At 61.0% G+C, this 20,629-nt stretch carries 21 protein-coding genes and 1 other RNA gene; 14 read left to right on the top strand and 8 right to left on the bottom strand.

Annotated features, from left to right (window positions below):
* Positions 1-145: 145 nt before the first annotated feature.
* From rpmG to gatC, 6 genes are all read right to left on the bottom strand, one after another.
* Entirely contained in the window at positions 146-313 is a 168-nt protein-coding gene (gene rpmG, locus NIT7645_RS15110) for a 50S ribosomal protein L33 (protein WP_007814563.1), read from the bottom strand.
* Between the two features lie 109 nt (positions 314-422).
* An RNA gene (rnpB, locus tag NIT7645_RS16225) (RNase P RNA component class A) lies at positions 423-843 on the bottom strand.
* Positions 844-926: 83 nt separating this feature from the next.
* Positions 927-1,613, bottom strand: coding sequence for an N-acetylmuramoyl-L-alanine amidase (locus tag NIT7645_RS15105; RefSeq protein ID WP_008558717.1), 687 nt, complete (start codon positions 1,611-1,613; stop codon positions 927-929).
* Positions 1,613-2,395, bottom strand: coding sequence for a hypothetical protein (locus NIT7645_RS15100; protein WP_008558801.1), 783 nt, complete (start codon positions 2,393-2,395; stop codon positions 1,613-1,615). Before NIT7645_RS15100 ends, NIT7645_RS15105 begins: the two co-directional genes overlap by 1 nt.
* 39 nt (positions 2,396-2,434) lie before the next feature.
* Positions 2,435-3,922 carry an Asp-tRNA(Asn)/Glu-tRNA(Gln) amidotransferase subunit GatA gene (gene gatA / locus NIT7645_RS15095; RefSeq protein ID WP_050687461.1) on the bottom strand — a complete coding sequence of 496 codons (1,488 nt, stop codon included), beginning with the start codon at positions 3,920-3,922 and terminating at the stop codon, positions 2,435-2,437.
* A gap of 3 nt (positions 3,923-3,925) precedes the next feature.
* Entirely contained in the window at positions 3,926-4,213 is a 288-nt protein-coding gene (gatC, locus tag NIT7645_RS15090; RefSeq protein WP_008561736.1) for an Asp-tRNA(Asn)/Glu-tRNA(Gln) amidotransferase subunit GatC, read from the bottom strand.
* 206 nt (positions 4,214-4,419) lie between these two features.
* Here gatC and NIT7645_RS15085 point away from each other — a divergent pair, with 206 nt between their 5' ends.
* Complete coding sequence (locus tag NIT7645_RS15085) at positions 4,420-5,112, top strand: metal-dependent hydrolase (protein ID WP_050687459.1); 693 nt, start codon at positions 4,420-4,422, stop codon at positions 5,110-5,112.
* Positions 5,113-5,123: 11 nt separating this feature from the next.
* Here NIT7645_RS15085 and NIT7645_RS15080 read toward each other — a convergent pair whose 3' ends face one another.
* The gene (locus NIT7645_RS15080) at positions 5,124-5,738 is read right to left on the bottom strand and encodes a DNA-3-methyladenine glycosylase I (protein WP_037302744.1); all 615 of its coding nucleotides are present in this window, start codon (positions 5,736-5,738) and stop codon (positions 5,124-5,126) included.
* 81 nt (positions 5,739-5,819) lie between these two features.
* Positions 5,820-6,278 (bottom strand): nucleoside deaminase, encoded by a 459-nt coding sequence (locus tag NIT7645_RS15075; protein WP_008559562.1) that lies wholly within the window; start codon positions 6,276-6,278, stop codon positions 5,820-5,822.
* Positions 6,279-6,341: 63 nt separating this feature from the next.
* On the opposite strand from NIT7645_RS15075, the gene NIT7645_RS15070 reads away from it, so the two are divergent.
* From NIT7645_RS15070 to NIT7645_RS15010, 13 genes are all read left to right on the top strand, one after another.
* Positions 6,342-7,586 (top strand): pseudouridine synthase, encoded by a 1,245-nt coding sequence (locus NIT7645_RS15070; protein WP_008558709.1) that lies wholly within the window; start codon positions 6,342-6,344, stop codon positions 7,584-7,586.
* A 195-nt stretch (positions 7,587-7,781) separates the two neighbouring features.
* The gene (locus NIT7645_RS15065) at positions 7,782-8,690 is read left to right on the top strand and encodes a 5-bromo-4-chloroindolyl phosphate hydrolysis family protein (RefSeq protein ID WP_008562273.1); all 909 of its coding nucleotides are present in this window, start codon (positions 7,782-7,784) and stop codon (positions 8,688-8,690) included.
* 68 nt (positions 8,691-8,758) lie between these two features.
* Positions 8,759-9,955 (top strand): toxic anion resistance protein, encoded by a 1,197-nt coding sequence (locus tag NIT7645_RS15060; protein ID WP_008561268.1) that lies wholly within the window; start codon positions 8,759-8,761, stop codon positions 9,953-9,955.
* Positions 9,952-10,908, top strand: coding sequence for a DUF2927 domain-containing protein (locus NIT7645_RS15055; protein ID WP_008559506.1), 957 nt, complete (start codon positions 9,952-9,954; stop codon positions 10,906-10,908). Before NIT7645_RS15060 ends, NIT7645_RS15055 begins: the two co-directional genes overlap by 4 nt.
* 57 nt (positions 10,909-10,965) lie before the next feature.
* Positions 10,966-12,153 (top strand): SPFH domain-containing protein, encoded by a 1,188-nt coding sequence (locus tag NIT7645_RS15050; protein WP_008559156.1) that lies wholly within the window; start codon positions 10,966-10,968, stop codon positions 12,151-12,153.
* Positions 12,154-12,222: 69 nt separating this feature from the next.
* Complete coding sequence (locus NIT7645_RS15045) at positions 12,223-12,750, top strand: cytochrome b/b6 domain-containing protein (protein WP_050687458.1); 528 nt, start codon at positions 12,223-12,225, stop codon at positions 12,748-12,750.
* Between the two features lie 11 nt (positions 12,751-12,761).
* Positions 12,762-13,919 (top strand): TFIIB-type zinc ribbon-containing protein, encoded by a 1,158-nt coding sequence (locus tag NIT7645_RS15040; RefSeq protein ID WP_008561550.1) that lies wholly within the window; start codon positions 12,762-12,764, stop codon positions 13,917-13,919.
* 32 nt (positions 13,920-13,951) lie between these two features.
* Positions 13,952-14,623, top strand: a complete 672-nt coding sequence (locus NIT7645_RS15035; RefSeq protein WP_370728822.1) for a nitroreductase — start codon at positions 13,952-13,954, stop codon at positions 14,621-14,623.
* Between the two features lie 32 nt (positions 14,624-14,655).
* A complete protein-coding gene (gene dtd, locus NIT7645_RS15030; protein ID WP_037302199.1) occupies positions 14,656-15,105 on the top strand; it encodes a D-aminoacyl-tRNA deacylase in 450 nt (149 codons plus the stop codon).
* A gap of 502 nt (positions 15,106-15,607) precedes the next feature.
* Entirely contained in the window at positions 15,608-17,194 is a 1,587-nt protein-coding gene (locus tag NIT7645_RS15025) for an ABC transporter substrate-binding protein (RefSeq protein WP_008560285.1), read from the top strand.
* Between the two features lie 13 nt (positions 17,195-17,207).
* Positions 17,208-18,164 (top strand): ABC transporter permease, encoded by a 957-nt coding sequence (locus tag NIT7645_RS15020; RefSeq protein ID WP_008559095.1) that lies wholly within the window; start codon positions 17,208-17,210, stop codon positions 18,162-18,164.
* The gene (locus NIT7645_RS15015) at positions 18,161-18,976 is read left to right on the top strand and encodes an ABC transporter permease (RefSeq protein ID WP_008561483.1); all 816 of its coding nucleotides are present in this window, start codon (positions 18,161-18,163) and stop codon (positions 18,974-18,976) included. The genes NIT7645_RS15020 and NIT7645_RS15015 overlap by 4 nt, the downstream gene beginning before the upstream one ends.
* Positions 18,973-20,610: an ABC transporter ATP-binding protein gene (locus tag NIT7645_RS15010; RefSeq protein WP_008563239.1), complete on the top strand. Its 1,638-nt coding sequence runs from the start codon at positions 18,973-18,975 to the stop codon at positions 20,608-20,610. The genes NIT7645_RS15015 and NIT7645_RS15010 overlap by 4 nt, the downstream gene beginning before the upstream one ends.
* Positions 20,611-20,629: the final 19 nt, after the last annotated feature.

Below are 20,629 nucleotides of genomic sequence, written 5' to 3'. Positions count from 1 at the left end.
TGCGCGTCATCCAAAGTCGCAAGCCCCCCCAAACAACCCATCGAGCTCACGCAAAAGAAAAGGGTCACACGCAGCGTGTGACCCTTTCTTCAACTGTCCCGAATATCGGGTGATACCTGGCCTGTGGCCTTGGGCATCAGAAGGCTTATTTGATTTTGCCTTCTTTGTACTCAACGTGCTTGCGCACGACCGGGTCGTACTTACGCACAACCATTTTCTCGGTCATGGTGCGTGCGTTTTTCTTGGTCACGTAGAAGTGGCCCGTGCCCGCGGTCGAGTTCAGGCGGATCTTGATTGTGGTCGGCTTCGCCATGGTGCATCTCCTGCGTCCGAAAAGGCAGGGGGCCTCTCGGTAAATTCCTATATGAGCGTGCGCTTTTACCTGCACTACCCTGCGAGTCAAGGGGGGTCGCCGGGTTATTTTGCGCAGAGGGCCTGTAAGCCGGATTTTGTTCCAGGGCCAAGGCCCCTTCGACGACCATTCGTCTAGGATGCGCATTGCTGCGCACCTCCAGCTGCCAACCCGACCCCTCTTGGCCAAAACATGCCTAGCGGTGGTCGCGGCTTTCGCCGTGACGTCCCGCGCGGGGGTCCTATTTGGCATTGCTCCCGGTGGGGCTTGCCGTGCCACCCCTGTTGCCAGGGGTGCGGTGGGCTCTTACCCCACCGTTTCACCCTTACCCACAGGGATCATCTGACAGGCAGATGGCTGCGGGCGGTCTGTTTTCTGTGGCGCTCTCCGTCAGATCGCTCTGCCCGGGCATTACCCGGCACCGTCGTTTTGTAGAGTCCGGACTTTCCTCACGAAACCCGAGGGTTTCCCGCGGCCGTCCGGCCCTCTGCGCGTGCAAACGCCTAAGGAGAAGCCAGACGCGGGTCAAGCTGATTGTCACCGCCACAGCCGCGTGCTGCGGATCGAACAGCTGTCAGCGCTGCGCGGGCTCCATCAGCACCGCCAGATCCTCGGCAGATACAGGACCGCGCCCCTGCGGGCGAAAGCGCAGCCGCACGGCCTCTAGCAATGTGGTCTGATCGACGGGTGCTGTAAAACCACGGGCACGGGCACGCGCGCAGAACTGCTCTGCCAGCGTCGCGGCGCCCTCTTCCGGGATATCCGCCCCCCCTGCTGGTGCAGCCAGCCCCTGACGCGCCAGACGCGGCCAGTCGAACCGTGGGCCGGGGTCGAACTTGCGTCCAGGCGCCATGCAGCTATGTCCGATCACCCCATCGGGGGCAATCGACCAGCGCGCCATGATCCCGCCCAACACCTGTTCCAGCCGGGTCATCTGTGCAGCGCCAAAGGGGTGGTCACCGCGATTGTCCAGCTCAATACCGATAGACCGGGAATTGATGTCGTCGAGCCCCGCCCATTGCCCTGCCCCGGCATGCCAGGCCCTGTCTGCCTCGCGCACCATCTGCCAAAGCGTGCCATCAGCGCCGATCAGGTAATGGGCCGAGACCTCGGCCTCTGGATCGCAAAGGCGCTCCAGTGCCGCCTCGGCACTATCCATAGCGGTGTAGTGGATCACGATCAGATGAGGGCTCAGCCCGTCCCTGCGTGGCCCATAGTTGGGGCTCGGCCGCCAAGTCGCAGCCGACGCATCAACCGTCATCAGTTCTGAACAGCGCGACGATAAGGGGCGGGATCCCAGCCGCAGGCATATCCGTCGCCATCGGGATCCAACGCCTTGCGGTCCCGCTTGGGGCCACCCGCCTCGAGAAAGGCGATCTGCGCAAGTTCCGGTGACGCAAATCCAGCGCAGTTTCGGGCAGAACGCGCAGCCAGATTGATACCGGAGCGGGAATAGATTCGCTGGCCGCGTGGGTTCGACGTGCTCAGGGCATATCGCACGATATTGGTCGTTTCTTCACCAGAGCGTGTGGGAACCGCGGTCGGGGTCACCACCTCGTATTGCGCACGCTGGCGGGCCAGACGTTCTGCGTCGCTTTCGATGCTCTGACGGGACGAGACAGCATCAAAGTCGTTTTCATCCGAAATGCCTGGATTGCCGACAAGTGTCGGCGCCGGGTTCGAGGGGCTGGCCTCTAGCGGTGCCACGCCCGAATTGGTGCGCGCCGCTTCGATCGCGGCGGCAGCATCGCGAGCGATGTCCGCGCTGCTGTTGGTGCTGGCCGGAGAGGTTGCAAGGGTGCCTGCCCCGCTGCTGCGGGCAGCCACGCGCGGTGCGGGCTGGACCGAAGCATCAAGCGGGGCGGTCGTCACACGTGCCGGAGGAACCAGCGGATCACCATTGATCGTTGTCCCGACGCCGGGCGCAGGATCAAACGGGCTGGAGCCGAAACCGGCTTCTGCCCCGCTGTCCGGGACCGGTGGCTGACAGGCCGCCAGCAGCGCAAGGCTGCTGAAGGCAACGACGGACGCGATTGGACGCATGATGACACCCTGTTGGTTCTGCTCAACTCAGAGCAGGGTTTACCACCATTGGCCCGGTTTTGCTACAAAACCGGCCGCGCTTTCCAGTGCATAGGCGGTATTGAGCAGATCACCCTCTTCCCACGGACGGCCGATCAGCTGCAGACCCAGCGGCAGACCTTTGGAATCAAGACCTGTCGGCACCGAAACACCTGGCAAACCGGCAAGGTTCACGGTGACGGTGAAAACGTCGTTCAGGTACATCTGAACCGGATCTGCATCGGTCATCTCGCCCAGACCAAAGGCCGCAGACGGGGTTGCCGGGGTCAGGATAGCGTCGATGCCCTGGGCAAAGACATCCTCAAAGTCCTTTTTGATCAGGGTACGAACCTTGCGGGCGCGATTGTAATAGGCGTCATAGAAGCCAGCGGAGAGCACATAGGTGCCCACCATCACGCGGCGCTGGACCTCGTGACCGAAACCAGCGGCGCGGGTTTTCTCGTACATCTCGGTGATGCCGTCACCTGCTTCGACTGTGGCACGCTGACCGTAGCGCACACCGTCGTAACGTGCGAGGTTCGACGACGCCTCGGCAGGGGCGATCACATAGTAGGCAGGCAGCGCGTATTTGGTGTGCGGCAGGGAGATATCGACGATTTCCGCACCGGCAGCGCGCAGCATTTCGGCCCCTTCGGACCAGAGCTTTTCGATCTCGGCAGGCATGCCATCCATGCGATATTCACGCGGGATGCCAATTTTCTTGCCTTTGATATCGCCGGTCAGCATCGCCTCAAAATTCGGCACGGCCAGATCGGCACTGGTGCTATCCTTGGGGTCATGCCCACACATCGCCTCAAGCATCATCGCAGCATCACGCACCGATTTGGTCATCGGACCCGCCTGATCCAGCGAGGAGGCAAAGGCCACAACACCCCAGCGCGAGCAGCGCCCGTAGGTCGGTTTGATGCCGGTGATGCCCGTAAAGGCCGCAGGCTGACGAATCGAACCACCGGTGTCGGTGCCGGTTGCCGCAAGGCACAGATCAGCGGCCACAGCCGCAGCCGACCCACCAGAAGAGCCGCCCGGTGTGAGCGGTGCATCGTCGCCTTCGCGCCGCCAGGGGCTGACGGCATTGCCATAAACGGAGGTCTCGTTGGACGACCCCATGGCGAATTCGTCCATATTCAGCTTGCCGAGCATAACCGCACCAGAATCCTGCAGCTGCTGGGAAACGGTGGATTCATATTCGGGCTTGAACCCTTCCAGGATGCCAGAGGCCGCTTGGCTATCAACGCCTTTGGTGCAGAACAGATCCTTGATGCCAATGGGCAGGCCACACATGGCAGGCGCATCGCCTGCCTGGATACGGGCATCTGCTGCCTTGGCGCGCTCCAGCGCGATCTCGGGCGTCTTGTGCACAAAAGCGTTCAGCGCATCTGCGGCGTCAATCGCCTTGAGGCAGGCCTCGGTCAGTTCGACAGAGGTGGTATCGCCCTTGCGCAATGCGTCACGGGCGTCGGACAGGGTGAGTTTGTTCAGTTCGGTCATGTCTTATTCAACCACCTTGGGCACGGCAAAAAACCCTTCGCGGGCATCGGGGGCGTTGGCGAGGATCTTGTCCTGCTGATTGCCATCGGTGACTTCATCCACACGGCGCTTCAGGCGCTGCGGCGTCACCGAGGTCATCGGCTCGACCCCTTCGACATCCACTTCGTTCAGCTGCTCGATAAAGCCGAGAATGGTGTTGAACTCATCGGCCAGCGCAGGCAGCGCATCCTCTTCGACCTTGATACGGGCCAGTTTGGCCACCTTGGCGGCAGTGCTTTGGTCAATCGACATGGAAACCCTCATCTCGTGTTAGGACGCATTTACCGCCGCGCCGCTCTCGCCGCAAGCCTGCGGGGGCGGGAAAGCGGTGCGAATTCCCCCACGCCCACGTCTGCGAGTGGATTTTTATGCTCAGCGCGATAGGCTTGGGCAAAGAGCGGACCCCATCGGGTCCTGGGCTTGAAACTTGGCGCAACACAGAACGAGGAGCGCAGACCATGAAAATCATCTGGCTGGGGCATGGCAGTTTCCGGATCGAAACGGCAGGACAGGTGCTGCTGATCGACCCTTGGCAAACCGGCAATCCGATGCTTGCTGAAGACCAGCATGACGCCGCGCTGGCTGGTGCGACGCATATTCTGCTGACCCACGCACATTTCGACCACGCAGCCGATGTGCTGCAACTGGCGCGCACGCTGAACGCGCCCCTGGTCGGGCAATATGATCTCATGGGGTATTGGGGAGAAACCGAAGAGGTCGAAACCATCGGCTTCAACAAAGGTGGCACCGTTGATCTGAACGGGCCGCGCCTGGCAATGGTCCCTGCGTCGCACAGCTCCAGCTTTTCCACCCCAGAGGGGTTGCGCCCGGCCGGTTCAGAAGTGGGTTTCATCCTCATGAGCGAGGGAAAAACCGTCTATATTTCCGGCGACACCGGGCTGATGGCCGACATGGACTGGATTGGTGACTACTATAAGCCCGACATCGGCATCCTGAGCGCAGGAGGTCATTTTACCATGGACATGGAGCAGACCGCATATGCGGCCAAACGCTATTTTGACTTCAAAACGCTGATCCCCTGCCACTATCGCACCTTTCCCTTGCTGGAACAAAGCGCAGCACTGCTGAGAAAGGCACTGCCAGAGGTCAATGTGATCGAGCCGGAGGTATTGCAGGCGATCGACCTCTAGGACCCGTCGCCTTACCTCCCCGCCGGAGAGCGAAATGCCGCCCGCGCGGCGGCGGCTTTCCGACGGCAAACACAGTCTTCGGCGTGATCGTTGACCAACCCCATCGCCTGCATGAATGCAAAGACGGTGGTGGGGCCAACAAACTTCCAGCCACGCTTTTTCAGCTCTTTGGACAGGGCCGTTGACTGCGGCGTGATGGAAACGGTCTGAGGCGGAACCTGCTCATCCGGGCCGGGCTCATAGCGCCAGAAGAACGCAGCCAGCGAGCCTTCCTGCTCTACCATTTCAACGGCACGGCGGGCATTGTTGATCACCGCTTCGATCTTGCCCCGGTGGCGGATGATCCCCGCGTCCTGCAGCAGCCTGTCCACGTCGCCTTCGTCGTACTGGGCGATCCGCTCCCAGTCGAAATGGTCGAACGCTGCGCGAAAATTTTCACGCTTGGCCAGGATGGTCCGCCAGCTCAGCCCGGACTGAAAGCTCTCAAGGCAGATCTTTTCAAACAGACGTCGATCGTCGCCCACCGGATAGCCCCATTCCTCGTCATGATAGGCCAGAAACTCTGGAACTGCCCCGGCCCACGCACATCGCAACGCCCCATCAGGGGCAAGAAAACCGTTGGTCATATTCGAGGCATCTCCTGCAAGCGAATTTGAAAACTCATGGTCAAAGAGGCGAAAGCCACAGCGTTCCTTCAAAGAAGAGCACTACCCGTTTGCTCGCTTTGCGGCGAAAAAATCGCGTAGGAGGCGTTCGGCGGGGGCTGCGCTGATCCCTTCGTAGACCTCGGGGGCGTGATGAGCTTGGGGGTGGGAAAACACGCAGGCACCGTGGGCAACGCCACCGGATTTCGGGTCGGAGGCCCCATAGTAGACGCGGCGTATACGGGCGGCGGCGATAGCGGCGGCGCACATCGCGCAGGGCTCCAGCGTGACGTAGAGATCATATCCATTAAGCCGTTCACTGCCGATCGCGGCACAGGCCTCGCGGATGACCAGTACCTCTGCGTGGGCGGTGGGATCGGACAGTTCGCGTGTGCGGTTACCGGCTTGCGCCACAACAGTTCCGTCCGGTGCAATCAGCGCAGCCCCCACCGGCACCTCGCCCCGCTCAGCAGCGGCACGGGCTTCGGAAAGGGCGACATCCATGTGCGAACGAAACGGCATCTTCCCTCCCTGCCCCAGAATGGGAGCTTTCGCAACCGCGCGGAATGATCTATGGCCTGAGACATGAGCAAAACACCTTCCTCTCCCACCGGCAAGGGCTCTCGCCCTGCCAAGGGCCAGCGCCCGGCCAAATCCAATCCTGCCCGCAGCAAGGCGGCACCTGCCCCTGATGACACCAGCAGCGGCCCAGACGGCGATCGCATTGCCAAGGTGCTGTCACGCGCCGGTCTTGCGTCGCGTCGCGAAGCAGAACGCATGATCGCCGACGGTCGGGTCGAGGTGAACGGCAAGGTGATCGACAGCCCCGCGCTCAACGTCGTCGTGGGCAAGGACCGGATCGTGGTGGATGGAAAACAGGTGGAAGAGCCTGAACCGCCTCGCCTTTGGTTGTATCACAAGCCTGCCGGCCTTGTGACCACCACCAGCGATGAACTGGACCGCAAGACCATCTTTGATGATCTGCCCGAAGATCTGCCGCGGGTCATGACTGTTGGGCGTCTCGATCTCAATTCCGAGGGGCTGCTGCTGTTGACCAATGATGGCGGCATCAAACGACAGCTGGAGCTGCCTTCGACCGGGTGGTTGCGGCGCTATCGTGTTCGTATCAATGGCCGCCCGCAGGACAGCGACTTTGAGCCGCTGCGCAAGGGGCTGGTGATTGAGGGAGAGAAATTCCAGCCGATGATCGTGACGCTTGATCGGCAACAAGGGGCCAATGCCTGGCTGACGGTCGGTCTGCGGGAAGGCAAGAACCGCGAAATTCGCCGCGCAATGGAAGACATCGGCTTTAGCGTTAACCGCCTTTTGCGGTTGTCCTACGGACCGTTTCAGCTGGGTCAGCTCAAGCCCGGAGAGGTAGAAGAGCTGCGCCCGCGCGTTGTGCGCGACCAGTTGGGGCTGGCAGCCCCGGAAGAAGAGCAAGACAGCCCAAAACGCCCCGGCACCCGCCAGCGGCCGATGCGAGGCAAGCCCGGCACCCGGCCAGGATCCGGCCAGTCTGATCGCGGCACCGATAGCCGCGCTGGCGCAGGCCGCACCGGTCGGCCGGGATCTGCGCCCAATGCCAAAGGCACCGGAAAGGGCACAGGCAAGCCACTGTCCAAGGCAGGCGGCAAGTCGATGGGCAAACCAACCGGCCGCCCTGGTGCCCGGTCTTCCGACAAAGCGGCCGGCAATAGCGGCCCAAAAGGCAACGCCCGCCCAAGCGGCAAGTCCTTTGGCGCAGGACGAGCGGACAGCGGCAAACGCGGTGGCGGCAACTCTGCCCCCTCGGGCAGCCGGGGTCCGGGCAAGCCACCCCGGCGTTAAGCGACAAGCCGCCAGAAGCCAACCTGAGCAACCTGGCACAGAGTTCCCCCTAGTAAGTGAGCCCTGCATATCCTAAGTTTCCAACTGGTTGCAGTGTTCAACGTGGGGGAACAGACGTGCAGAAACTCGCCTTGGTGGCCTTGCTGATCCTGATGGTTGGCCTGGCAACCGGCCTTGTGGCCGGAGGCTGACGGCATGGCAAAACGCTTTGGTGGGAAGTACAGCCCCGACGATCATCGCGATGATGACGAACAGAACGCCGCGCCGCGCTCTTCCTCTGCGAGTTTCCGAAATGCACGGGTCGACCCGGTGGGGATCGGCGCGAACCTGATGATGGTGCCGCCGGGGCTCATGGTGCTGATGGCGGTGATCTCGGATGCGGCGGGCCTCGGCTTTGGGCTGTTGGCTGCGGCGTCTTGGGCCGCTGGTGCCTATCTGCTGCGTGACGGGCTTCGGGCCGAAGCCGCTTACAATGATCGCAAGGTGGCGCGCCGCCCGGCCCTGCCGCGCAAGATCCTTGCTGCAGGCCTGTGTGGTGCCGGCGCTGCTTTGGCTGCGTTGCGGGTTGACCCAAATCTCATCAGCACCGTGATTTATGGCGCAGCCGCGACTGGCCTTCACCTTGCGGCGTTTGGCATCGACCCCATGCGCAACAAGGGGACGGAGGGTGTCGACGACTTTCAGCGCGATCGCGTCGCCCGTGTAGTGGATGAGGCGGAAACCTACCTCTCTGCCATGTCCGATGCGGCCTTGCGGGCGCGTGACCGTCAGGTCGAAGCCCGCGTTGAGGCCTTTCAGGATGTTGCGCGTGATCTTTTTCGCACGGTAGAGGACGATCCCCGCGACCTGACAGGGGCCCGCCGCTATCTGACCGTCTATCTGATGGGCGCGCGCGACGCGACGATCAAGTTCGCCGATATCTACGCGCGCAGCGGTGACGCGAAGGCCCGTAACGACTACCTCGCTCTGCTTGCCGATCTGGAGCAGAACTTTGCGGCCCGAACCCGCAAGATGCTGCTGGAGGATCGGACCGATCTTACGGTGGAAATCGACGTGCTGCGGGACCGGTTGCAGCGCGAAGGGGTGCATCTGGACCGCCGCTGACACACAACTGATACCTTAGCCGACGACACATCACGCGACCCGCCACGAGACTGAAAAGGAACCTGCCCATGTCCGAGACGACACAACACAAAGCCGCTCAAGAAACGCAGGAAATTTCCCAAGTTGCTGCGATCCAACTGCCGGAACCGGTGGCGGAGGTGCAATCGCTGGAGGCAGCGGACGCCCCCACCAGCGCTGAGATCCGCAGCCGGATGGATGAAATCAACATGGCTGACACCAATTCGATCATCAACTTCGGCTCTGGTGCGCAGGCGGAATTGCAGCAGATCAGCCAGGCCATGCTGAGCGATGTGCGCAACAAGGATGTAGGCCCTGCCGGTGACAGCCTGCGCGACATCGTGACCACGATCCGTGGGTTTTCCGTCTCTGAGCTGGATGTCCGCCGCAAGCCGACCTTTTGGGAGCGGCTGTTGGGCCGCGCTGCCCCTTTTGCGAAATTCACCGCCCGCTTTGAAGATGTGCAGGGCCAGATCGATCGGATCACCGACAATCTTCTGGGCCATGAACATCAGCTGTTGAAGGATATCAAATCCCTCGACCTGCTTTATGAGAAAACGCTGAAGTTCTACGATGAACTGGCGCTCTACATTGCCGCGGGTGAAGCCAAGATTGCCGAGTTGGACAGCACAGAGATTCCCGAACTGGAAGCCGCGGTTCAGGCCGCCCCGGAAGCCGATCAGGTGATGCGCGCGCAAGAGCTGCGCGATTTGCGGGCCGCACGCGATGATCTGGAACGCCGCGTGCACGATCTGAAGCTGACGCGTCAGGTCACGATGCAGTCGCTGCCCTCGATCCGCCTGGTGCAGGAGAACGACAAATCCCTCGTGACCAAGATCAACTCCACGCTCGTCAACACTGTGCCGCTTTGGGAAACCCAGCTGGCGCAGGCTGTGACCATCCAGCGCTCTGCCGAGGCCGCGGCAGCGGTGCGCGATGCCAATGATCTGACAAACGAGCTGCTGACCTCCAACGCCGCAAACCTGCGGGACAGCAACAAGATGATCCGTCAGGAAATGGAACGGGGCGTCTTTGATATCGAGGCCGTCAAACAGGCCAATGCGGATCTGATCGGCACCATTCAGGAAAGCCTGCAGATCGCCGATGAAGGCAAGGCCAAACGTGCCGCTGCAGAGGCAGATCTGAAAGCCATGGAAGCAGAGCTGCGCGACACACTTGCAGCGGCAAAGGCCCGCCGCGACGGGCTTGGCGATACGGCAGCCACCTCTGTGCCGGGCACCGCGTGATCGGCCCTGCCCCATCCTCTCTGCGCCACCTTTGGCGCGCCACCTCGGCACTGGCGATAACCGCGCTGGTGGCGGGGTGTATCGACATGGGGCAGCGGACCTCTCTTGTTCCGCCAAACCGGCCTTCTGACCTCGCGCCGCAGCGGCAAGAACCCTCGGCAGAAAGCGCGCGGCTCAGCCGGTATTACGCCGCCCTTCAGCAAGATCTGCTGACACGCGGGTTGATGCGCATCGATGGCGGCGGACCTGAGACCCCCTATGATGCCGACGATCTGCGCGAGAACTTTGAACGCATTGCGTTTTACGATGAATACGGCAGCGCCAGCGGAACGGCTGGGGCGCTTGGACGCTGGAGCGGTCCGGTGCGGCTGCGCGCCGCCTTTGGCCCCTCCGTAAGCCCGGAGCAGCGCGCCAAGGACAGCGCAACCCTGGAAGCCTATGCCGCCCGTCTCGCGCGGCTGACCGGGCATCCGATCTCTGTGACCAACAGCCCGGCACGCACGAATTTCCTCGTGCTGTTTGCAAGCCAGGACGATGGCGCCTTTGTTGCAGAGCAGGTGAAAACCGTGTTGCCCAATATTTCGGGCGGCGATCTGGATGTGTTTGTCCGGCCTCCTCAGACCTACTATTGCCTCGTGCGCGCAGGCGGGGTGCAAAGCGAGCCGTCGGCCTACAGCCGGGGTGTCGCGCTGATCCGCGCCGAACATCCCGATCTCGCCCGGCGCAGCTGCATCCATGAGGAAATTGCCCAAGGGCTGGGGCTGCGCAACGACAGCCCACGGGCGCGGCCATCGATCTTTAATGACGACGACGAATTTGCCCTTTTGACGAGCCACGACGAGAAGCTGCTGCAGATCCTCTATGATCCGCGTCTGCGTCCTGGCATGTCCGCGCCTGAAGCCCGGCCGATCGTGCGCCAGATTGCCTATGATATTATGGGAGAGCCGAAGTAACGGCCCCCGCAAAAGACGACCCAGATGCCCCGGCATCGCCGAAAGAGGATGGAGACAATGGGTATTTTCGACTTTCTCAAGGGAGAGTTCATCGACGTCATTCATTGGACCGATGACACCAACGACACCCTTGTGTGGCGCTTTGAACGTGAAGGCCATGCGATCAAATACGGGGCAAAGCTGACCGTGCGCGAGGGCCAGGCGGCCGTGTTCGTTCACGAAGGCCAGCTCGCCGATGTCTTCACACCCGGTCTCTACATGCTTGAGACCAACAACATGCCGATCATGACAACCTTGCAGCATTGGGACCACGCGTTTCAATCGCCGTTCAAGTCAGAGATCTACTTTGTCGACACGACCCGCTTCAATGATCTGAAATGGGGCACCAAGAACCCGATCATGGCCCGCGACCCGGAGTTCGGGCCCGTGCGCCTGCGGGCCTTTGGCACCTATAGCATTCGCGTGGTGGATCCGGCCCGGTTCCTGACCGAGATCGTGGGCACCGATGGTGAATTCACCATGGACGAGATCTCTTTCCAGATCCGCAACATCATCGTGCAGCAGGTCAGCCGGGTGCTGGCAGGGTCTGGCATCCCGGTTCTGGACATGGCGGCGAACACAGCCGATCTGGGCAAACTGGTTGCGGCTGAAATCGCGGCCACTGTTGCCGAATACGGCATCGCGATCCCGGAATTGTACATCGAAAACATCTCGCTGCCGCCAGCTGTCGAAGAGGCAATGGACCAGCGCACCAAGATGGGCATTGTAGGCGACCTTGGCCGCTACACCCAGTTCAAGGCCGCCGAAGCGATGGAGGCTGCCGCCAGCACCCCCAACAGCGGCATGGGCGCTGGTTTGGGTATGGGCATGGGTATGGCGATGGCGCAGCAGATGGGGCAGGCCCTGCAGGGTGGCGCCCCGCAAGCTGCGGGTCAGGCCAGTGGACCATGGGGCGCCCATACTGCGCCCGCTGCAACGCAGTCGGCACCGCAGGCAGCACCCGTTGCTCCACCGCCTCCCCCCGTCGAACACGTCTGGCACATCGCCGAAAACGGCCAGACCACCGGCCCATTCTCAAAGGCTCGGCTGGGTCGCATGGCGAGCGAAGGGACGCTTGGCCGCGATACTCTGGTCTGGACACCGGGCCAGGACGGCTGGAAGCGTGCAGGAGATGTGATCGAGCTGGCACAGCTCTTTACGATCCTGCCGCCACCACCGCCGCCGCCTCCGCCACCTGCCGGGTAACGGCCACCATGCCATCGGACCGGGCAGCGAACTGCTGCCCACGACTTACCAGATCGGATCTGCACGCTGATGAACCGACGTACTGCGCTGAAATGGCTCCACTGGCTGAGTCTTGGGCTCATTCTCTATTTCTTTCTGGTGGAGCCGGAAGAGAGCCAGACAAACCCCGGCCTTGCGCTGGCAACCCATGCTGGTGTGGGTCTCGTTCTTGCCGTCGTGGTTCTGGTCTGGACGCTGGTCTACCTGCGCAAAGGGCTTGCCGGGCGTGCAGGCCCAAAGCTGCCGGGCTGGGCAAAGCGGTTTCATCTGCTCAATCACAAGGTGCTGCAGATCGGATTGCCGGTCATGGTGGCGACCGGCGCTCTTGCGGGCCTTTTTGCCCCTTTTGCAATCCGGGCCTTTGGGGTGGTTCCGATCAACCCGGCCATTGGAAGCCGCAGCCTGCACGGATTGGCAGAAGAGCTGCATGAAATCGCATTTGACGCGCTGCTGGTTGCCATCGTGCTGCATGCCGTGTTCCATTTGTGGCGGCATTTTCTGTTGAAGGACAATGCCCTGCGCATCATGGTGCCGAAAGTGCTCCACAAGTATCTCTGAGGCGATCCACTGTGACCAACATCCCCCCACCACCGCCCGGCGGCGCTGATTTTCCACCACCGGCTGATGCCAAGACCACATCAGGCGCGATCGTGGAGGAGCACCGCTTTCCCTGCGAGCAATGTGGGGCGGATTATCGCTATGACCCGGAAGCGGGCACGCTGAGCTGTGACCATTGCGGACACCGTGAAACGATCCGCTCCGGACCCTGGCAAGGCGGCAGCCTGCGGGAGCTGGATTATCAGACTGCGCTGACATCCGGCCTTTCTGAAGCGGACATGGAAGAAACGCGTGTTTTGAGCTGTCCCAATTGCGCAGCTCAAGTGGAGTTTGACGCGAACACCCATGCGGGTGAGTGCCCGTTTTGTGCCACCCCCATGGTGACTGACACCGGCACCCATCGCCATATCAAACCCAAGGGTGTCCTTCCTTTTGCCTTTGACCAACGTGCAGCCCATAACGCCATGTCGGACTGGCTGGGTGGTCTGTGGTTTGCCCCCAACGGGTTGCAGCAATACGCCCGCAAAGGTCGACGGATGAACGGGATCTATGTGCCCTATTGGACCTTTGATGCACAGACGCGCACCCGCTACCGGGGCCAACGCGGGACCGTCTACTATGTGGACGAACCAGTGATCATCGATGGCGAACGCAAGACGCGCCGCGTGGCAAAGGTGCGCTGGCAGCCGGTGTCAGGGCGGGTTCAGCGTTTCTTTGATGATGTGCTGGTCCTCGCCTCGAAAAGCCTGCCCAAGCGCAACACGGATGCGCTGGAACCCTGGGATCTTTCGGCGCTGGAACCCTATCAGCCGCAGTATCTCGCCGGGTTTCGGGCCGAAGGCTATGCCGTGCAATTGCCGGAGGGCTATGGCGAAGCCAATGAGAAAATGCGCCGGGTCATCGAGCGCGACGTTCGGTTTGATATTGGCGGGGATCGCCAACGCATCGACCATCTTGAGAGCGACTTTTCCGACATCACGTTCAAACATGTGCTGCTGCCTGTCTGGCTGGCCGCCTACAAGTATCGCGGCAAGACCTATCGCTTTGTCGTCAACGGCCAGTCTGGCCGGGTTCAGGGCGAACGTCCCTACTCCGTCTGGAAAATCGCCGCCGCAGTGATTGCTGTTGCGATCATCGGCGGCGTCATTGCTGTGCTTGGCGGCAAATAACCCCCGGGAAAAGGACTAGAAAATTGAGCACCCTGCCTGATCTGAGCGCACTGGATGCGCTGATGTCTGCCCGCCACAGCTGCCGGGGGTTTCGGCCAGATCCCGTGCCGCGCGCTGTCATCGAGGATATCCTGAGATGCGCCCAAAAGGTGCCATCATGGTGCAACGCCCAACCTTGGGAAGTCACTGTTTTTTCCGGCACGGCCACCGACAAGTTGCGCACAGCCCTTGCCGAGACCATCGCCTCTGCCGGAGCGACCCCGGATCTGCCTTTTCCGGAACGCTATAGCGGTGCCTATAAAACCCGCCGTCAGGAATGCGGCTGGGCGCTTTATGAGGCGGTGGGCGTTCAAAAGGGCGACCGGGTTGCCTCGCACCAGCAGATGCTGCGGAACTTCTCTCTTTTTGATGCCCCCCATTGTGCCATTCTCAGCACCCCCAAAGAGCTAGGCCCCTATGGCGCGATGGATTGTGGTGGATTTGTCACCGCGTTCACACTCGCGGCACAGGCCGCCGGGGTTTCGACCATCGCGCAGGCCGCTGTTGCGAGCTATGCGCCAATGCTGCACGCCTTCTGCGAGATCCCAGAGGATCGCAATATCCTGTGTGCGCTGTCCTTTGGCTACGGCGATCCGGACCATCCGGCCAACCAGTTCCGCACCACCCGTGCGGATCTGGCAGAATTTGCAACCTGGCGGGACTGATCCGCTCCCCCCATACAGACGAAAGCCCCCTTATGCGCGCTCTTATCCAACGTGTCAGCCGAGCCTCCGTGACTGTCGATGAGGCCATCACCGGAGAGATCGGTGAAGGCCTGCTCATCCTCATTTGCGCGATGGAAGGTGACAATGAGGCCCAAGCAGAAAAGATGGCCGAGAAAATCAGCAAGCTTCGCATCTTTCGTGATGACGCAGGCAAGATGAACCGGGCGCTTCGCGACACGGGTGGCAGCGCGCTTGTGGTCAGTCAGTTCACCCTCGCCGCGGACACGAGGCGCGGCAACCGGCCCGGTTTTTCCACCGCCGCAGCACCGGATCGTGGGCGTGCCTTGTACGAACATTTTGGCGCGCATCTGGGCAGTCTGGGCATTCCCATCGCTTGGGGATGCTTTGGCGCGGACATGCAGGTCTCTCTGGTCAATGCCGGTCCCGTGACGATCTGGATGGACAGCGACGACTGGGGGTGATCCGCATCCACCGCACCCAGTTTTCCGGCCCGTGTTCCCCCCGGTGTCACACGCGAATTTTGCTGGTTGAGACCAGATTGGCGGCTCTGACCTCCCCTCCCCCACGCTGGAACCTTCTGGGCGTGTGATCAGGCAAAAACGACACCCATGAACCGAGATTCCGCCGCAAAACTCCCGCATGACGGGTGCCTACGCGTCCGAAAAGGCACCTGGGCATATAAATTCGCCATTTGCGGCATATAATTTTTGACCAATTCAGACGGTGCATCTTTGCAAAGATTGCCCTGAGATCCGTGTCAATATGGCGAAAAGCGACTTTGATACTCAAAAACGCGACGCGCATTCGGTTTTCTGCAGATTGTGTACGCCCTGCTGGCCGGAAATAGGTCGCTAAATGGGGTTGCGAGGTCGCATCAAATGCGCAAACCTTGAATGGCAATTCAAGAAAAAGTGCAGGCCGCGTGTGACCGCACGCATGGCGCACATAAAAAGGGAGACTGCAATGAAAGACCAACTCGACTATATGACGCAAAGCGTCACCTCCGGAAAAATGACCCGGCGGGAGTTCATGGGTAAGACGGCAGCGCTCGGCATCAGCGCCGCAGTTGCGGGTAGCCTGTTTACCCGTGCGGTCGAGGCCGCAGGCCCGGTCAAGGGTGGCACACTGAAGCTCGCGTCGATCGGCGGTGGCAGCACCGACTCTCTTGATCCGGCGCTGGCAGCAAGCCAGGTGCCCTACCACAACCTCAATCAGTTCGGTGAAACCCTGGTCAACGTGACCGAGAACGGCACCATCGAAAACCGCCTCGCGGAAAGCGTCGAAGCAAGCGCAGACGCCAAGACCTGGACCTTCAAGATCCGCAAGGGTGTTGAGTTCCACAACGGCAAGGAACTGACGGCCGAAGACGTGATGCGCACAATGGAGCGCCACTCCAACGAAGACAGTAAATCCGGTGCGCTTGGTATCATGCGCGGCATCGAAGGCATGAAGGTCGATGGCGACAACTTCATCGTCGAACTGGGCACCGCAAACGCCGACCTTCCCTATCTGATGGCCGACTATCACCTGATGATCCAGCCCGATGGCGGTTTCGACAACCCCGCAGCTGGTGTTGGCACCGGCGCCTACATGCTGGTCGCAGACGAGCCTGGCGTGCGCCATGCCTACAAAAAGAACCCCAACTACTGGGATGACACCCGCGGCCACGTTGACGAAGTCGAAATCGTTGTCATCAACGATGCAACCGCCCGTATGGCTGCTCTGCAGTCTGGCCAGGTTCAGATTGCCAACCGTGTTGAGCCGAAAGTCGCAGGTCTGCTTGACCGCGCGCCCAACCTCACCGTGCACTCGACCGCGGGTCCGGGCCACTATGTGTTCATCATGCACTGCGACACCGCGCCGTTCGACAACAACGAACTGCGTCTGGCGCTGAAATACGCGATCAACCGTCAGGAAATGGTCGACAAGGTTCTGCGCGGCTATGGCTCCGTCGGCAACGACATGCCAATCAACGCAGCCTATCCGCTGTTTGACGAAAGCATCCCGCAGCGCGAGTACGATCCGGCCAAAGCGGCGGAGCACTATAAGAAGTCCGGCCATGACGGCAGCCCGATCATCCTGCGCGTCTCTGACGTTGCCTTCCCGGGTGCGATCGATGCCGCCCAGCTGTTCCAGCAGTCCGCAAATGCCGCTGGCATCCCGCTGGAGCTGAAGCGCGAGCCGGGTGACGGCTACTGGTCCGAAGTTTGGAACGCACAGCCGTTCTGCGCCTCCTACTGGGGTGGCCGTCCGGTGCAGGACCAGATGTATTCGACCGCCTATCTGTCGACTGCAGACTGGAACGACACCCGCTTCAAGCGTGAAGACTTTGATGCGCTGCTGCTGCAGGCCCGCGGTGAGCTGGATGAAGCCAAGCGCAAAGCTCTCTACAGCCAGATGGGCATGCTGGTCCGCGACAATGGCGGCTTGATCTGCCCGATGTTCAACGACTTCATCGATGCCACCAGCAACAAGGTCCAGGGCTGGGTTGCGGACCCGACCGGCGACGTGATGTCGGGCAAGTGGTCCCACAAGTGCTGGCTGGCCTGATAGAGGTTCATCCATGCACCCCGTTGTAAAACTCGTGTCCCAGCGCCTCGCGCTGGGACTCCTGCTCCTTCTTGCCGCGTCGGCGCTCATTTTTCTGGGCACCTTGATGCTGCCGGGCGATGTTGCCCAATCCATTCTCGGCCAATCTGCCACCCCTGAAGCCCTCGCAAACCTGCGGGAAGAGCTCGGTCTGAACCGCCCGGCGCTGGTGCGGTACTTTGACTGGCTGTTTGGCGCCCTGCAGGGCGACCTTGGTACGGCGCTGACCAATGGTCAGGATATCGCCGAAAGCATCGGCAAACGTTTGGGCAACACACTGTTCCTGGCCTTCTGGGCCGCGGTGATTTCGGTCCCACTGGCGATTTTCCTCGGTCTTCTGGCGGTACGTTACCGCGACCGCTGGCCGGACAAGCTGATCTCGGCCGTTACCCTGGCATCGATCTCCATCCCTGAATTCCTGATCGGCTATCTGCTGATCTATTTCGTTGCTGTGCAGATGGGCTGGTTCAGCTCTGTCGCAATGATCAACGATTCCATGAGTTTGCTGGACAAGCTCAACGCGATTGCTCTGCCTGTTGCGGTGCTGACGCTGGTTGTTCTGGCACACATGATGCGCATGACACGGGCCGCGATCCTCAATGTGATGCAGTCCGCCTACATCGAAACCGCCGAGCTGAAGGGCCTGAGCACCTTCCACGTGATTGCCCGCCATGCGTTTCCCAACGCCATCGCGCCGATCGTCAACGTGGTCATGCTGAACCTTGCCTATCTGGTTGTGGGCGTGGTCGTGATCGAAGTGGTGTTCGTCTACCCCGGTATGGGCCAATATCTGGTTGACCATGTTGCCAAGCGCGATGTTCCGGTGGTGCAGGCCTGCGGTCTGATCTTTGCCGCTGTCTACATCCTTCTGAACATGATTGCCGATATCGTGGCGATCCTGTCCAACCCGCGTCTGAGGCATCCGAAATGAAGAATATCCCTATCTCTGCCATGATCGGGCTGTTTTTCACGGCCCTCTACTTTCTGATGGCAATCTTTGCCCCCCTGCTGGCCCCCTACGGGATGGCCGAAATTGTCGGCGACGTCTGGGAGCCCCGCTCGGCTGAGCATCTCCTTGGCACCGACAACATTGGCCGCGACCTGTTGAGCCGGATGATCTATGGTGGCCGCACCACCATCTTTATCGCCACGGCTGCAACGGTCCTGTCTTTCGTGACCGGCTCCGTCCTTGGCTTCTTTGCTGCCGTTGCCGGTGGCTGGGTTGACCAGGTTCTGTCGCGCTTTGTCGATCTGATCATGTCGATCCCGACCCTGATCTTCGCGCTGGTCGTCCTGTCGGTCATGCCGGTCACGGTTCCTGTCCTGATCGTTGTCATGGGTCTGCTGGATTCTACCCGCGTCTACCGTCTGGCACGTGCCGTTGCGGTTGATATCGAGGTCATGGACTACGTCGAGGCCGCCCGCCTGCGAGGGGAAAAGATGAAGTGGATCATCTTCCGCGAGATCCTGCCAAACGCCCTGTCTCCGCTGGTGGCGGAAATGGGCCTGCGCTTCATCTTCATGGTTCTGTTTGTCTCCACTCTCTCGTTCCTTGGTCTTGGCGTTCAACCGCCTGAGGCTGACTGGGGCGGCATCGTGAAGGAAAACAAGGACGGCATCGTCTACGGGATCCCCGCAGCGCTTCTGCCTGCCTTTGCCATTGCCACCCTTGCGATCTCGGTCAACCTGGTTGCCGACTGGGTCCTGAACCGCACAACTTCGCTGAAAGGAGGTCGCGGATGAGCGAACCCCTCGTGAAAGTGCGCAATCTCAAGATTGGCGCAACCGTCTATCCGCCGGGTGAAAAACCCCATGACATCGAAATCGTGCACGGCGTCAGCTTCGATCTGCAGCCGGGCAAGGTTCTGGGTCTGATCGGGGAATCCGGTGCCGGTAAATCCACCATCGGTCTGGCCTCTATGGCCTATGGCCGGGGTGGGGTCAAAATCACCGGTGGTGAAGTCTGGATCAACGGCCGCGACGTTCTGAAGTCAAAACTGCGCGACGTACGCCGTCTGCGCGGAGGTGAGGTCACTTATGTGTCCCAATCCGCCGCCGCGTCCTTCAACCCAGCCAAGAAGATCATGGAACAGGTGATCGAGGCCGCCGTCGAGCAGGGCAAATTCTCCAAGAAGGAGGCAGAGGCCCGCGCGCGGACCCTCTTTGCCAAGCTGGGCTTGCCGGATCCGGACAACATTGGTGATCGCTATCCTCACCAGGTGTCAGGCGGTCAGCTGCAGCGTTGCATGACGGCGCTTGCCCTGTGCCCTGAGCCGGATCTGGTGGTGTTTGACGAACCGACAACCGCGCTGGACGTGACCACGCAGATTGAGGTTCTGATGGCGATCAAGGAAGCCATCCGGGACACCGGTGTCGCCGCGCTATACATCACCCATGACCTCGCGGTTGTGGCACAGGTAAGCGATGACATCATGGTACTGCGCCACGGAAATACCGTGGAATACGGACCTGTCGACCAGATCATCAACAACCCGCAAGAGGAATACACCCAGGCGCTGGTCTCGGTGCGGTCGATCGAACACGACGAAAAGGCCCCGACCCCAGAGCCGGTCCTGAGCGTGCGCAATATCACCGCGCGCTACAAAGGGACGAAGTTTGATGTTCTGCACAACGTGAATGTTGACCTGCATCCCGGCCAGACCCTTGCTGTTGTGGGGGAATCCGGGTCGGGCAAGTCCACGCTTGCACGGGTCATCACCGGTCTGCTGCCTCCGCGTGAAGGCGAGATCGAGTTTGCGGGGCGCACCCTCTCGCCGGATCTGGCCGGACGCAGCCGCGAAGACCTGCGTGAACTGCAGATGATCTACCAAATGGCGGATGTCGCGATGAACCCGCGCCAGACCGTCGGCACCATCATCGGCCGTCCGCTCGAGTTCTACTTTGGCATGCGGGGTGCGGAAAAGCGCAAGCGTATCATTGAGCTTCTGGACGAGATCGAACTTGGCGAGAGCTTTATCGACCGCTACCCGGCCGAGCTGTCGGGCGGGCAAAAACAGCGCGTTTGTATTGCGCGGGCCCTGGCGGCAAAGCCCAAGATGATCATCTGTGACGAGGTCACATCCGCTCTGGACCCCTTGGTTGCAGACGGCATTCTCAAGCTGCTGCTGGAGCTGCAGAAAATCGAGAACGTGGCCTATCTGTTCATCACCCATGACCTCGCCACCGTGCGGGCCATCTCTGACAACATCGCGGTGATGTATCAGGGCAAGGTTCAGCGCTATGGCGGCAAGACAGAGGTTCTGAGCCCGCCGTTTGACGACTACACCGACCTCCTGCTCAGCTCGGTGCCGGAAATGCGGCTTGGCTGGCTGGAAGAGGTGATCGCCAACCGCAAAATGGAAAGCGCTGGCAACTGACGGCAGACCACCTCAAACA

Origin of the sequence: Phaeobacter italicus (assembly GCF_001258055.1) — a bacterium.
Lineage (GTDB): Bacteria > Pseudomonadota > Alphaproteobacteria > Rhodobacterales > Rhodobacteraceae > Phaeobacter > Phaeobacter italicus.
This window is presented reverse-complemented; position numbering and strand designations above follow the sequence as displayed.

Excerpts from the sequence above, each read along its gene's own strand:
- gatC (WP_008561736.1), bottom strand. The coding sequence starts at position 4,213 with ATGTCGATTGACCAAAGCACTGCCGCCAAGGTGGCCAAACTGGCCCGT.
- NIT7645_RS15085 (WP_050687459.1), top strand. The coding sequence starts at position 4,420 with ATGAAAATCATCTGGCTGGGGCATGGCAGTTTCCGGATCGAAACGGCA.
- dtd (WP_037302199.1), top strand. The coding sequence starts at position 14,656 with ATGCGCGCTCTTATCCAACGTGTCAGCCGAGCCTCCGTGACTGTCGAT.
- gatA (WP_050687461.1), bottom strand. The coding sequence starts at position 3,922 with ATGACCGAACTGAACAAACTCACCCTGTCCGACGCCCGTGACGCATTG.
- NIT7645_RS15080 (WP_037302744.1), bottom strand. The coding sequence starts at position 5,738 with ATGACCAACGGTTTTCTTGCCCCTGATGGGGCGTTGCGATGTGCGTGG.
- NIT7645_RS15075 (WP_008559562.1), bottom strand. The coding sequence starts at position 6,278 with ATGCCGTTTCGTTCGCACATGGATGTCGCCCTTTCCGAAGCCCGTGCC.
- NIT7645_RS15010 (WP_008563239.1), top strand. The coding sequence starts at position 18,973 with ATGAGCGAACCCCTCGTGAAAGTGCGCAATCTCAAGATTGGCGCAACC.
- NIT7645_RS15065 (WP_008562273.1), top strand. The coding sequence starts at position 7,782 with ATGGCAAAACGCTTTGGTGGGAAGTACAGCCCCGACGATCATCGCGAT.
- NIT7645_RS15015 (WP_008561483.1), top strand. The coding sequence starts at position 18,161 with ATGAAGAATATCCCTATCTCTGCCATGATCGGGCTGTTTTTCACGGCC.
- NIT7645_RS15020 (WP_008559095.1), top strand. The coding sequence starts at position 17,208 with ATGCACCCCGTTGTAAAACTCGTGTCCCAGCGCCTCGCGCTGGGACTC.
- NIT7645_RS15050 (WP_008559156.1), top strand. The coding sequence starts at position 10,966 with ATGGGTATTTTCGACTTTCTCAAGGGAGAGTTCATCGACGTCATTCAT.
- NIT7645_RS15025 (WP_008560285.1), top strand. The coding sequence starts at position 15,608 with ATGAAAGACCAACTCGACTATATGACGCAAAGCGTCACCTCCGGAAAA.
- NIT7645_RS15045 (WP_050687458.1), top strand. The coding sequence starts at position 12,223 with ATGAACCGACGTACTGCGCTGAAATGGCTCCACTGGCTGAGTCTTGGG.
- NIT7645_RS15060 (WP_008561268.1), top strand. The coding sequence starts at position 8,759 with ATGTCCGAGACGACACAACACAAAGCCGCTCAAGAAACGCAGGAAATT.
- NIT7645_RS15105 (WP_008558717.1), bottom strand. The coding sequence starts at position 1,613 with ATGACGGTTGATGCGTCGGCTGCGACTTGGCGGCCGAGCCCCAACTAT.
- rpmG (WP_007814563.1), bottom strand. The coding sequence starts at position 313 with ATGGCGAAGCCGACCACAATCAAGATCCGCCTGAACTCGACCGCGGGC.
- NIT7645_RS15070 (WP_008558709.1), top strand. The coding sequence starts at position 6,342 with ATGAGCAAAACACCTTCCTCTCCCACCGGCAAGGGCTCTCGCCCTGCC.
- NIT7645_RS15100 (WP_008558801.1), bottom strand. The coding sequence starts at position 2,395 with ATGCGTCCAATCGCGTCCGTCGTTGCCTTCAGCAGCCTTGCGCTGCTG.